The sequence below is a fragment of the Pseudomonas sp. GW823-FHT05G12 genome, from assembly GCF_058795575.1.
The window spans coordinates 1,856,000-1,870,097 of the sequence record NZ_CM179501.1; the positions used below are offsets into that span (position 1 = coordinate 1,856,000).

Below are 14,098 nucleotides of genomic sequence, written 5' to 3' on the forward strand. Positions count from 1 at the left end.
GTCGCATACGTTGCCCGCCCACGTTAGCGGAGCAGCTGTCAGACCTAACCAGACACTGGCAGGAACACCCAATGACGGACGCCTTCGAACTCCCGCTCTCGCTGGTCCAGGCCCTGGCGCAACGCGCCGCGCAGACCCCGGACAGGATTGCCCTGCGCTTTCTCGCCGACACGCCCGGTGAGCAGGCCGTGCTCAGCTACCGGGACCTCGACCAGCGTGCACGCACCATCGCCGCCGCCTTGCAGGCGCGCGCCAGCTTCGGTGACCGTGCCGTGCTGTTGTTCCCCAGCGGGCCAGATTACGTGGCGGCGTTCTTCGGCTGCCTGTATGCGGGCGTGATCGCGGTGCCGGCCTACCCGCCGGAGTCCGCGCGCCAGCAGCACCAGGAGCGTTTGCTGTCGATCATCGATGACGCCGAGCCGCGCCTGCTGCTGACCGTGGCGGCGCTGCACGACAGCCTGCAGGGCCTGGAAGCCCTGGCGGCGGACAATGCCCCCCAACTGCTGGCAGTGGATGGCTTGGACCCGGCCTTGGCTGCGAACTGGCGTGAACCCGTGCTCAAGGGCGATGACATCGCCTTCCTGCAGTACACCTCCGGCTCCACCGCGCTGCCCAAGGGCGTGCAGGTCAGCCATGGCAACCTGGTGGCCAACGAGCAACTGATCCGCCAAGGCTTTGGTATCGACCTCAACCCCGACGATGTGATCGTCAGCTGGCTACCGCTGTACCATGACATGGGCCTGATCGGCGGCCTGCTGCAGCCGATCTTCAGTGGCGTGCCTTGCGTGCTGATGTCGCCGGGGTACTTTCTGGCCCGGCCGTTGCGCTGGTTGCAGGCCATCAGCGAATACGGTGGCACCATCAGCGGCGGGCCCGACTTCGCTTATCGCCTGTGCAGCGAGCGGGTCAGCGAGGCTTCGCTGGCCGGGCTCGACCTGAGCCGCTGGCGCGTGGCCTATTCCGGCTCCGAGCCGATCCGCCAGGACAGCCTGGCCACCTTCGCCGACAAGTTCCAGGCCTGTGGCTTCGACCCGCAGAGCTTCTTCGCCAGTTATGGCCTGGCCGAAGCCACCCTGTTCGTTAGCGGCAGCCGTCGTGGCCAGGGTATCGCCGCGCTTGAGCTGGATGCCAAAGCCTTCGCCGCCAACCGCGCCGAACCCGGCACTGGCAGCGTGCTGATGAGTTGCGGCTTCCCGCAGCCGGGGCACGCGGTACGCATCGTCGAGCCGCAACAGTTGCAAGTGCTGGGCGACAACCAGGTGGGGGAAATCTGGGCAGGCGGCCCGAGCATCGCCCGGGGCTACTGGCGCAACCCAGAAGCCAGCGCTCGAACCTTCGTCGAAATGGACGGCCAGACCTGGCTGCGTACCGGCGACCTGGGCTTCATGCGTGACGGCGAGGTATTCGTCACCGGGCGCCTGAAGGACATGCTGATCGTGCGTGGGCAAAACCTGTACCCACAAGACCTGGAGAAAACCCTCGAGCGCGAAGTTCAGGTGCTGCGCAAAGGCCGTGTGGCAGTGTTCGCCGTCGAGCACCAAGGCGAGGAGGGCATCGGTGTCGCGGTGGAGATCAGCCGCAACGTGCAAAAGGCACTCAAGCCCCAGGACCTGATCAAGACCCTGCGCCAGGTCGTCGCCGACGCCTGCCGACAGGCCCCGGCCGTGGTCCTGCTGCTGAACCCCGGCGCGCTGCCGAAGACCTCCAGCGGCAAGTTGCAGCGCTCTGCCTGCCGGCTGCGCATGGACGATGGCAGCCTGGACTGCTATGCCCGTTTCCCTGAGGTGAGCGAAGCCGGTACCCGTGCATCCGCTGGCGACGAGCTGCAAGCACGCATCGCCGCTGTGTGGCGCGACATCCTCAAGGTAGAGGCGGTGGTCGCGGACGACCACTTCCTGCTGCTGGGCGGTAACTCCATCGCAGCCACCCAGGCCACAGCGCGCCTGGCCGATGAGTTGGGTATCGACCTGAGCCTGCGTACCCTGTTCGAGGCGCCGGTACTGGCCGACTACAGCAAGGCTGTGGCACAGATCATCGCCGATGGCGCTGCAGCCACCACGGCCATCGCCACGCTGGAGCGCGCCCGGGCGTTGCCCCAGTCGCTGGCGCAAAACCGCTTGTGGCTGCTGTGGCAGCTGGAACCGCAATCAGCGGCCTACAACATTCCCGCCGGCTTGCACCTGCGTGGCGAGCTGGATGTCAATGCTCTGCAAGTGAGCTTCCAGGCACTGGTGGCGCGCCATGAATCGCTGCGTACTGTGTTCAGCGAAGAGAATGGCCAGGCGCTGCAGCGTATCCTGCCTCAACAGCCGTTCAGCCTGCACCGCCTGGACCTTGAAGGGCACTCGCCCGAGCAGGTCGCCGCGCTGCGGGAAACCGAGGCCCGCCAGCCGTTCGACCTCACCCAGGGCCCGCTGCTGCGGGTAACCCTGGTGCGCCTGGGCGACGAAGAGCATCAGCTGTGGGTGACCCTGCACCACATCGTTGCTGACGGCTGGTCGCTGAACATCCTGCTCGAAGAATTCGCCAAGCTGTATGCCGCTCGCTGCCAAGGCCTGGAGGCCAACCTGGCGCCGCTGCCCCTGGGGTACGCCGACTACGGCAGCTGGCAGCGGCAATGGCTGGCTGACGGTGAAGCCGAACGCCAGTTGCAGTACTGGAAGGCACACCTTGGTGGTGAGCTGCCGGCGCTCGACCTGTGCACTGACCACCCGCGCGCCAGCCAGCGCGAGCACAGCGCTGCGCGCTTCAACCTCAAGGTGCCGGCCAGGCTTGGCGAAGCGCTCAAGAGCCTTGCCCACCAGCAGCAGGCCAGCCTGTTCATGGTCCTGCTGGCAGGTTGGCAGGCGCTGCTGCAGCGCTACAGCGGCCAGGCCGATATCCGCGTCGGCGTGCCCAACGCCAGCCGCTTGCGCCTGGAAACCCAAGGCATGGTCGGTTTCTTCATCAATACGCAGGTGCTGCGCGCGCAATTCGATGGCCGTCACTCGTTTACCCAGTTGCTGACCCAGGTACGACAGGCCACGTTGCAAGCCCAGGCTAATCAGGACCTGCCCTTCGAACAGCTTGTCGAAGCCCTGAAAGATGCGCGCGAACAGGGCCTGTTCCAGGTCATGTTCAACCACCAGCAACGCGACCTGTCAGCCCTGCGGCGTCTGCCGGGGCTGTTGGCCGAAGAGCTGGCGTGGCACAGCCGCGAAGCCAAGTTCGACTTGCAGTTGCACAGTGAGGAGGACCATCTGGGCCGCCTGAGCCTGGCCTTCGACTACGCCACGGAGCTGTTCGAAGCCAGCACCGTCGAACGTCTGGCCCATCACCTGCTGGCGCTGCTGGAACAGGTGTGTGCCGCGCCGCAGCAGGCGCTGGGCGACGTGCAACTGCTGGATGAGCCCGGCCGTGCGCAGCTGCTGGGTTGGGGCCAGGCACCGGCCGCCGCAGCGCAGCACCTGTTGGTCGAACAACTCAATGAGCAGGCACGCCTGACGCCGCAGCGCACCGCCCTGGTTTGGGACGGGGGCAGCCTGGATTACGCCGGGCTGCACCAGCAAGCCAACCGCCTGGCCCACTACCTGCGTGACAAAGGCGTCGGCCCCGATACCTGTGTGGCCATTGCCATCGAGCGCTCACCGCAATTGCTGGTCGGCCTGCTAGCCATTCTCAAGGCCGGCGGTGCCTACGTGCCGCTGGATGTCGATTACCCTGCCGAACGCCTGGCCTACATGCTGGCCGACTGCGACGCCCGGTTGCTACTGAGCCACAGCAGCCTGCTGGGCAAGCTGCCGCAGGTCGACGGTGTCAGCGCCATTGCCCTCGACCAGTTGCACCTGGACAGCTGGCCCAGCCATGCCCCCGGCCTGCACCTGCACGGCGACAACCTGGCCTACGTTATCTATACCTCCGGCTCCACCGGGCAGCCCAAGGGCGTAGGCAATACCCATGCGGCGTTGGCCGAGCGCCTGCAGTGGATGCAGACGACCTATGCGCTGAATGACAGCGACGTGCTGATGCAGAAAGCGCCGATCAGTTTCGACGTCTCGGTGTGGGAATGCTTCTGGCCGCTGGTCACCGGCTGCAAGCTGGTGCTCGCCGGCCCTGGTGAACACCGCGACCCGCAGCGTATCGCTGCCCTGGTGCAGGCTTATGGGGTGACTACGCTGCACTTTGTACCGCCGCTGTTGCAGGTGTTCGTCCAGGAGCCGCAGGCGGGGGCCTGCAGTAGCTTGCGCCGGGTGTTCTCGGGTGGCGAAGCGTTGTCCGCCACGCTGCGTGACCGCGTGCTGCAGGTGCTGCCGCAGGTGCAGCTGCACAACCGGTACGGCCCGACCGAAACCGCCATCAACGTCACCCACTGGCACTGTCAGGTGGTGGACGGCGAGCGCTCGCCCATCGGCCGCCCGCTGGGCAATGTGCTGTGCCGCGTGCTGGACGATGAGCTGGAACTGAGCGCCCCCGGTGTGCCGGGCGAACTGTACCTCGGTGGCGCGGGCCTGGCCCGTGGTTACCTGGGCCGCCCCGGCCTCACTGCCGAGCGCTTCGTACCCCAGGCCGACGGCAATGGTCAGCGTCTGTACCGCAGTGGCGATCGCGCCCGCTGGCAGGTTCAGCTGGAGGCCCTGGAATACCTTGGCCGCCTCGACCAGCAGGTCAAGGTGCGCGGTTTCCGCGTCGAGCCCGAGGAAGTGCAGGCCTGCCTGCTGGCACAGGCAGGTGTGGAACAGGCGCTGGTGCTGATCCACAAGGACGCCGTTGGCGCGCAACTGGTCGGCTATTACAGTGGCAGCGCCCAGCCTGCCGAGGTGCTGGCCGTACTGGCTGAGCAATTGCCAGCCTACATGGTGCCGGCGCAACTCATCCCTTTGGCACAGATGCCACTGGGCCCCAGCGGCAAGGTCGACCGCAAGGCACTGCCTGCTCCAGTGTGGCAGCAGCGTGAGCATGTCGAGCCACGAACCGAGCTGCAACAACAGGTCGCGGCCATCTGGCGCGACGTGTTGAATCTGCCGCGCATTGGCCTGCAGGACGACTTCTTCGCCCTCGGTGGCCACTCGTTGCTGGCTACCCAGATCGTTTCGCGCACCCGCCAGGCCTGCGATGTCGAGCTGCCGCTCAAGGCCCTGTTCGAAGCCAGCGAGCTGGGCGCCTTCTGTGCCGAGATCGCCCGCCTGCGCGCGGCCGGGGAGCGCAACCTGCAAGGTGCAATCACCCGTGTCGACCGCCGTCAGGCGGTGCCGCTGTCGTACTCGCAACAGCGAATGTGGTTCCTCTGGCAGATGGAGCCGGACAGCCCGGCGTACAACGTCGGCGGCATGGCACGCCTGCGCGGCACCCTGCACGTGGATGCCTTCGAGCGTGCGCTGCAGGCGCTGATCGTGCGTCACGAAACCTTGCGCACCACGTTCCCCAGCATCGACGGCGTGCCGTACCAGTGCGTGGCCGAAGACAGCGGCCTGCATCTGGACTGGCAAGACTTCAGCGCTTTGTCAGACGATGCCTGCCAGCAACGTTTGCAACAACTGGCCGACGACCAGGCGCACCAGCCCTTCGACCTGGAGCGGGGGCCGCTGCTGCGCGCCTGCCTGGTCAAGGCCAACGAGCGCGAGCACTTCTTTGTGCTGACGCTGCACCACATCGTCACCGAAGGCTGGGCCATGGACATCTTCGCCCGCGAGCTGGGCGAGCTGTACGAAGCCTTTGTCGATGACCGCGAGTCGCCACTGGCGCCGCTGCCGGTGCAGTACCTGGACTACAGCGTGTGGCAACGGCAATGGCTGGAAAGCGGCGAGGGCGCTCGACAACTGGCCTACTGGAAGCACCGCCTGGGCGACGAGCACCCGGTGCTGGCGTTGCCTGCCGACCGCCCGCGTCCGGCAGTCCAGAGCCACCGTGGCGAGCTGTACCGCTTCGAACTCGATCCGGCACTGGTGGCCCGCGTGCATGCTTTCAATAGCCAGCGCGGCCTGACCCTGTTCATGACCATGACCGCCACCCTGGCCGCCTTGCTGCACCGCTACAGTGGCCAGCGCGACCTGCGTATCGGCGCGCCGGTGGCCAACCGCATCCGTCCGGAAAGCGAAGGCCTGATCGGCGCTTTCCTCAACACCCAGGTGCTGCGCTGCGAGCTGGACGGCCAGATGACCGCCAGCGCGCTGCTGGAGCAGATTCGCCAGGCTGCCATCGAAGGCCAGTCGCACCAGGACCTGCCGTTCGACCAACTGGTAGAGGCCCTGCAGCCCCCACGCAGCAGTGCCTATAACCCGCTGTTCCAGGTGATGTGCAACGTGCAGCGCTGGGCCTTCCAGCAAAGCCGCACGCTGGCCGGCATGCAGGTGGACTACCTGGTCAACGATGCCAGCGCCACCAAGTTCGACCTGTACCTGGAGGTGACCGACCTGGACGGCCGGCTGGGCTGCTGCCTGACCTACAGCCGCGACCTGTTCGACGCCCCGCGTATCGCGCGCATGGCCGAGCACTGGCAACAACTGCTGGTCGGTTTGCTCGACAACCCGCAACACCGCCTGTGCGAACTGCCAATGCTGAGCAGTGCCGAGCAACAAGTGCTTACAGGCCAATTGCAGGGCGAACACGATTTCGACCTTGGCCAGACCCTCCACGGTCTGTTCGCCGCCCAGGCCGCGCGCACGCCACAGGCTGGCGCGCTGACCTTCGCCGGCCAGCACTTGACCTACGCCGAACTCGACCAGCAGGCCAACCGCCTGGCGCGTGCCCTGCGCGAACGGGGTGTCGGCCCGCAGGTGCGGGTGGGCCTGGCGCTGGAGCGCTCGCTGGAAATGGTCGTCGGCCTGCTGGCCATCCTCAAGGCCGGCGGCGCCTATGTACCGCTCGACCCCGAGTACCCGCTCGACCGCCTGCGCTACATGATCGAAGACAGCCGCATCGGCTTGCTGCTCAGCCAGCGTGCGCTGCTGCACACCCTGGGCGAGCTGCCTGAAGGCGTGGCCAGCTGGAGCCTGGAAGACGATGCCGCCAGCCTGGCGGCGTACAGCGATGCGCCGCTGGACAACCTCAGCCTGCCGCAGCACCAGGCTTACCTGATCTACACCTCAGGCTCTACCGGCAAACCCAAGGGCGTGGTGGTCAGCCATGGCGAGTTCGCCATGCACTGCCAGGCGGTGATCGCTGCATTCGGCATGCGCAGCGATGACTGCGAGCTGCACTTCTATTCCATCAACTTCGACGCTGCCAGCGAGCGCCTGTGGGTGCCGCTGTTGTGTGGTGCGCGCGTGGTAGTGCGCGCCCAGGGGCAGTGGGGCGCCGAGGACATCTGCCAGTTGGTGCGCGAGCAGCAGGTGAGCATTCTGGGCTTTACCCCCAGCTACGGCAGCCAGCTGGCGCAGTACCTGGGCGGGCGGGGCGAACAATTGCCGGTACGCCTGGTGATTACCGGGGGCGAGGCGCTGACCGGCGAGCACCTGCAGCGTATTCGCCAGGCCTTTGCGCCGCAGCAGTGCTTCAATGCCTACGGCCCGACCGAAACCGTGGTCATGCCGCTGGCGTGCCTGGCCCCAGAGGCCTTGCCAGCAGACCTTGGCAGCGTACCGATCGGCCGCGTCATCGGTAGCCGTACGGCCTACATCCTCGACGAGGATCTGGCCTTGTTGCCGCAAGGCGGTATTGGCGAACTGTACGTCGGCGGCGCCGGCCTGGCCCAGGGTTACCACGACCGGCCAGGCCTCACTGCCGAGCGCTTTGTCGCCGACCCGTTCAGTGCCGAAGGCGGGCGCCTGTACCGTACCGGCGACCTGGTACGCCTGGGTACCGATGGCCTGGTGGAGTATGTCGGCCGTGCCGACCAGCAGGTGAAGATCCGCGGCTTCCGCATCGAACTGGGCGAAATCGAGAGCCGCCTGCAGGCGCACGACGATGTCGACGAGGCCGTCGTGCTGGCGCTGGACTTGCCGGGCGGCAAGCAGTTGGTGGGCTATCTGGTGTGCAGGCAGGCCACCGCCGGTAGCGACGCGCAACAACTGCTGCGCGAAGCGGTGAAAGCCGATGCCCGCCAGCACCTGCCCGATTACATGGTGCCTGCGCACTTGGTGCTGCTCGACAGTCTGCCGCTGATGGGCAACGGCAAGCTCGACCGCCGCGCGCTGCCATTGCCGGACCTTGAGCAGGCGCGGCAGCAATACCAGCCCCCTGGCAATGAGGTGGAAGCACAGTTGGCGCAGATCTGGCGCGATGTGCTCAACGTTGCCCGGGTCGGCGTGCAGGACAACTTCTTCGAGCTGGGGGGCGACTCGATCCTGTCGATTCAGGTGGTCAGCCGCGCCCGGCAGGCCGGCTTGCAATTCACCCCACGCGACCTGTTCCAGCATCAGACCATCCAGACCCTGGCAACTGTGGTTCAGCTCAGCGAAGCTGCGAGCACCGTCGAGCAGGGCCTGCGCCAGGGCCAGGCCGGGCTGACGCCGATCCAGCACTGGTTCTTCGACAGTGACCTGCCACAGCCGCAACACTGGAACCAGGCAGTGCTGCTGGAGGTGCGCCAACCCTTGGTTGAGGCCACCCTTGAACAGGCATTGGCTGCGCTGGTGCAGCACCATGACAGCCTGCGCCTGCGCTTCAGCGACGCCCAGGGCCGCTGGCAGGCCCAGTACGCGCAGCCTGGCGCCGAGCAACTGCTGTGGAGCGCCACTGTCGCCGATTTCAATGATTGTCAGGCCCTCTACACTGACGTGCAGCGCAGCCTGGACCTGCAACAGGGGCCGCTGCTGCGCGCCTTGCTGGTGCGTGACGGGCAGGGCACTCAGCGGTTGCTGCTGGCGATTCATCACCTGGTGGTTGATGGCGTGTCCTGGCGGGTGCTGCTGGAAGACCTGCAGGCGCTGTACCGTGGCCAGCCTCTGCCGGCCAAGACCCACGCCGTCGGCGACTGGGCCGCGCGCCTGGCCAGCTACGCCGGCAGCGATTCGCTGCGTGACGAACTGGCCTGGTGGCAAGGCCAGCTGGGCGGTGTGCGTCGCGAATTGCCGTGCGACCATCCGCAGGGCGGCAATTTGCATCGCCACGCTCAAACCCTGGCCATCGGCCTGGACGTGGAGCAAACCCGGCAGCTGTTGCAACTGGCCCCGGCGGCTTACCACACCCAGGTCAACGACCTGCTGTTGACTGCACTGGCGCGGGCCTTGTGCCGCTGGAGCGGCGATGAAGAAGTGCTGGTGCAGCTCGAAGGCCATGGCCGTGACGGGCTGTTCGAAGACATGGACCTGACCCGCAGCGTCGGCTGGTTCACCAATGCCTACCCATTGAGCCTGCGTCCGCTGCCAGGTGAAGACGACGCGGCGCGGGCCGGTTCGATCAAGCGCATCAAGGAACAACTGCGCCATGTACCGCACAAGGGCCTGGGCTACGGCGTACTGCGCTACCTGGCGGATGCCGCCGGGCGCGAGCAGATGGCGGCCTTGCCGCAGGCGCGCATCACCTTCAACTACCTGGGCCAGTTCGACCAGCAGTTCGACAGTACAGCCTTGTTCCAGCCCCTGGAGGCCCCGGCCGGGTTGGCGCATGACCTCGATGCGCCGTTGCCCAACTGGTTGAGCGTCGATGGCCAGGTGTATGGCGGTGCTCTGCAATTGCGCTGGACCTTCAGCGCCGAGCGCTACGACCAGCAGACCATCGCGGGTCTGGCTGAGGCCTATCGTCAGGAGCTGCTGGCGCTGGTCGCGCATTGCCTGGCCGATGGCAATGGCAGCTTCACCCCATCGGACTTCCCGCTGGCGCACCTGACTCAGGAGCAGATCGACGCATTGCCGGTCCCGGCCGCGCAGATCGAGGACGTTTACCCGCTGACGCCGATGCAGGAAGGCATGCTGCTGCACACCCTGCTGGAGCCGGGCACTGGCCTGTACTACATGCAGGACCGCTACCGTATCAACAGTGCCTTGGACCCTGAGCGTTTCGCCCAGGCTTGGCAGGCGGTGGTGGCGCGCCACGAAGCGTTGCGCGCATCGTTCAGCTGGAACAGCGGCGAGGCGATGCTGCAGATCATCCACAAGCCGGGCAACCTGGCGGTGGACTACCAGGACTGGCGCGGCATGGCCGACGATGCCCAGGAGCAGCGCCTGCAGGCCCTGCACAAGCAGGAGCGCGAGGCCGGCTTTGCCTTGCTTAGCGAGGCACCGTTCCACCTGCGCCTGGTGCGCGTGGCCGATGAACGCTACTGGTTCATGATGAGCAACCACCACATCCTTATCGATGCCTGGTGCCGCTCGCTGTTGATGAACGATTTCTTCGAGGTCTACCAGGCCCTTGGCGAAGGCCGTCAGGCCCAACTGCCGGTGCCGCCGCGTTACCGCGATTACATCGGTTGGCTGCAACGCCAGGGCCTGGACGACGCACGCGCCTGGTGGCAAGCCAACCTGGCTGGCTTCGAACGTGCCACAGCCATCCCGAGCGACCGCCCGCTGCGCCATGACCACGCCGGTAGCGGCATGGTCGTCGGCGATTGTTATACCCGCCTTGAGGTGAATGATGGCGTGCGTCTGCGCGAACTGGCCCAGGCCCATCAGCTCACCGTCAACACTTTCGCCCAGGCGGCCTGGGCCCTGGTGTTGGCGCGTTACAGCGGCGACCGCGATGTGGCCTTTGGCGTGACCGTGGCCGGGCGCCCGGTGAGCATGCCGCAGATGCAGCGCACCGTCGGCCTGTTCATCAACAGCGTGGCCCTGCGCGTGCAGTTGCCCGCGGCGGGTGAGCGCTGCAGTGTGCGCCAGTGGCTGCAGGGCCTGCTGCAAAGCAACATGGAACTGCGCGAGTACGAATACCTGCCGCTGGTGGCGATTCAGGCGTGCAGCGAGCTGCCCAAGGGCCAGCCGCTATTCGACAGCCTGTTCGTGTTCGAGAATGCGCCGGTTGAAACCGCCGTGCTCGATCACGCCCAGCACCTGAACGCCAGCTCCGACTCGGGCCGTACCCACACCAACTTCCCGCTGACGGCGGTGTGCTACCCGGGTGATGACCTGGGCCTGCACCTGTCTTTCGACCAGCGCTACTTCGACTACCCGACCGTCGAGCGCCTGCTGGCCGAATTCAAGCGCCTGCTGCTGGCGCTGGTACAAGGTTTTGAAGGAGAGGTGAGCGAGCTACCGCTGCTGAGCGCCCAGGAGCAAGGCTTCCTGCTGGAGGACTGCAACCGGACCGAGCGGGTTTATCCGCTGGAACAGAGCTACATCGCGCAGTTCGAAGCGCAGGTCGTGGCGCATCCGCAGCGTACCGTGGCCCGCTGCCTGGAGGCCTCCTATGATTACGCCGGGCTGAACCTGGCGGCCAACCGCCTGGGCCATGCGCTGGTGGCTGCCGGGGTCTGCGTGGACCAGCCAGTGGCACTGCTTGCCGAGCGTGGGTTGCCGCTGCTGGGCATGATCGTCGGCAGCTTCAAGGCCGGCGCCGGCTACCTGCCGCTGGACCCGGGCCTGCCGGCGGCGCGCCTGCAAAGCATCATCCAGCTCAGCCGCACGCCAGTGTTGGTGTGCAGCGCGTCCTGCGCCGAGCAGGGGCGGCAGTTGCTCGGTGAGCTGGAGACTGCGCTGCGGCCGCAACTGCTGGTCTGGGAAGACGTCCAGGCCAACCCGATCGCAAGCCACAACCCGGGTATCCACAGTGGCCCGGACAACCTCGCCTACGTGATCTACACCTCAGGCTCGACCGGCCTGCCGAAAGGGGTGATGGTCGAGCAGCGCGGCATGCTCAACAACCAGCTGAGCAAGGTGCCTTACCTGGCGCTGAGCGAGCAGGACGTGATTGCCCAGACCGCTTCGCAAAGCTTCGACATCTCGGTCTGGCAGTTCCTGGCTGCGCCGCTGTTCGGCGCCAAGGTAGAGATCGTGCCTAACGCTATCGCCCATGACCCGCAGGGCCTGCTGGCGCACGTGCAGGCCACCGGCATCACCGTGCTGGAGAGCGTGCCGTCCCTGATCCAGGGCATGCTGGCCAGCGACCACCAGGCCCTCGACGGCCTGCGCTGGATGCTGCCGACCGGCGAGGCCATGCCACCGGAGCTGGCGGCGCAGTGGCTGCAGCGCTACCCGCAGATCGGCCTGGTCAATGCCTATGGGCCGGCGGAGTGCTCGGATGACGTGGCGTTCTTCCGCGTCGATGCCGCCTCGACCCAAGGCAGCTACCTGCCAATCGGCACGCCAACCGACAACAACCGCCTGTACCTGTTCGGCGAGGACCAGGCGCTGGTGCCGCTGGGTGCGGTGGGCGAGCTGTGCGTGGCTGGTACGGGTGTAGGCCGTGGCTACGTCGGTGACCCGGTGCGCACGGCGCTGGCATTCATCCCTCACCCTTACGGGGCGCCGGGCGAACGCCTGTACCGCACTGGCGACCTGGCGCGGCAACGCCCGGACGGTGTGCTGGAGTACGTCGGGCGCATCGACCATCAGGTGAAGATTCGCGGCTATCGCATCGAGCTGGGAGAAATCGAGGCCCGGCTGCATGAGCAGGCGGAAATTCGCGATGCTGCCGTGGCGGTGCAGGAGGGTGTGAACGGCAAGCATCTGGTTGGCTACCTGGTGGCGCACCAAGGCGTCAGTGCCGATGCCGCGTTGCTGGAGCAGGTCAAGCAACGACTGCGTGCCGAGTTGCCGGAGTACATGGTGCCCTTGCACTGGGGCTGGTTCGACAGCTTGCCGCACAACGCCAACGGCAAACTCGACCGCAAGGCCCTGCCAGCCATCGACATCGGCGGCCAGTACAGTCAGGCCTATCAGGCGCCACGCAACGAATTGGAGGATGTGTTGGCGGGTATTTGGGCCGATGTGCTCAAAGCCGAGCGGGTGGGGGTGCACGACAACTTCTTCGAGCTGGGCGGGCATTCGCTGCTGGCCACGCAGATCGCTTCGCGGGTGCAGAAGCAGCTACAGCTGAACGTGCCGCTGCGGGCGATGTTCGAGTGCAGCACGGTGGAGGCGTTGGCCGAGTATGTCCAGGGGCTGCAGGGCAGTGCGCTGGATGATGACAAGGTCGACCGGCTCAGTGACCTGATGGCTGAACTGGAGGGGCTGTGATGGGCAGGGGCGCTTGGCGCCCCCTCTCAATGGCCAACCACTCCCGATCAGCGTAGGAGCGGGTTTACCCGCGAATACAGTGGCGGCGGCAACGGTGAACGGCTGGTGGAAATTGGCCAGCAGGTCCGGCCCTTTCGCGGGTAAACCCGCTCCTACGGCCGACCGCGCAGGCCTTGCGATCACGGGCCTGGCGCAAAACCCAGCCGTTAGCGCGAGCCCCGTAGGAGCGGGTTCACCCGCGAACACCGGCGTAGCCGGTGCCATGCCCCACGTCGCCTGCTTCACGGCGCTCGATCTGTGCCCCACCACATGCACTAGCGCTTGCCCAGAATCTTCCCAAGCATCTCCGGCCGTGGTGCCCCTTGCTGGCTTTGCAGGTTGCCTTGCTCATCCTGATAGAAAATGGCCGGAGTCGCCTGCAACCCCATCTCTTCCATCAACGCCATGTTCGCCGCCAGCTTCTGTTGCACAGCCTCTGGCACCTGCTCGAGTGCCTTCAGCGTGCTGGCCTTGCCGGCCTTTTCATGCTGCTGCAGGGCCTTGACCGGGTCTTTCGCCGCCAGCAGCGCCGCCGACTTGCCCGGGCTGTCCTCGCGGATGATGCCGACCATGATATGGCGCAACTGCACCTTGCCCGACTCTACCCACGGCCGCGCCTGTTCCCAGAACATGTTGCAGTAGGGGCAGTTCGGGTCGCTGAACAGGTACACCTTGCGCGGCGCGTCGGCCTTGCCATCGGCGATCCACGCGGTCTTTTCCATTTTCGCCCAGATTTCCTTGCTCATCGGCGCGTATACCAGCTTTTGCAGCGGCTCGGCGCTCAGGTCCTTGCCCTGTTCGTCGAACAGGCTGCCGACCAGCACGTGCTTGCCGTCGGGGGTCAGGTACAGGGCCAGGGCGTTGTTCTGGTACTCGGCGGCATAACCGCGCAGGCCGTTGGGCGCATCGAAGCTGCCCTTGATCACGGCGCCTTTGGCTTGCAGTTGCTGAACCGCCTTGGGCAGTTCTTCGGCTTGCAGGGCAGGGGCGGCCAGCAGGGCCAGGGACAGGGGCAGCAGTGCAGTCAATCGCAT

2 protein-coding genes are annotated in these 14,098 nt (G+C 66.3%); one reads left to right on the forward strand and one right to left on the reverse strand.

Annotation, left to right across the window (positions count from 1 at the left end):
- Positions 1-71: 71 nt before the first annotated feature.
- Complete coding sequence (locus AC3RCM_RS08635) at positions 72-13,025, forward strand: non-ribosomal peptide synthetase (protein WP_492629520.1); 12,954 nt, start codon at positions 72-74, stop codon at positions 13,023-13,025.
- Positions 13,026-13,339: 314 nt separating this feature from the next.
- Here the strand turns inward: AC3RCM_RS08635 and dsbG are convergent, their stop codons facing one another.
- Positions 13,340-14,098 (reverse strand): thiol:disulfide interchange protein DsbG, encoded by a 759-nt coding sequence (gene dsbG, locus AC3RCM_RS08640; protein ID WP_014861740.1) that lies wholly within the window; start codon positions 14,096-14,098, stop codon positions 13,340-13,342.

Coding starts and splice junctions, on each gene's coding strand:
- AC3RCM_RS08635 (WP_492629520.1), top strand. CDS start 72: ATGACGGACGCCTTCGAACTCCCGCTCTCGCTGGTCCAGGCCCTGGCG.
- dsbG (WP_014861740.1), bottom strand. CDS start 14,098: ATGCGATTGACTGCACTGCTGCCCCTGTCCCTGGCCCTGCTGGCCGCC.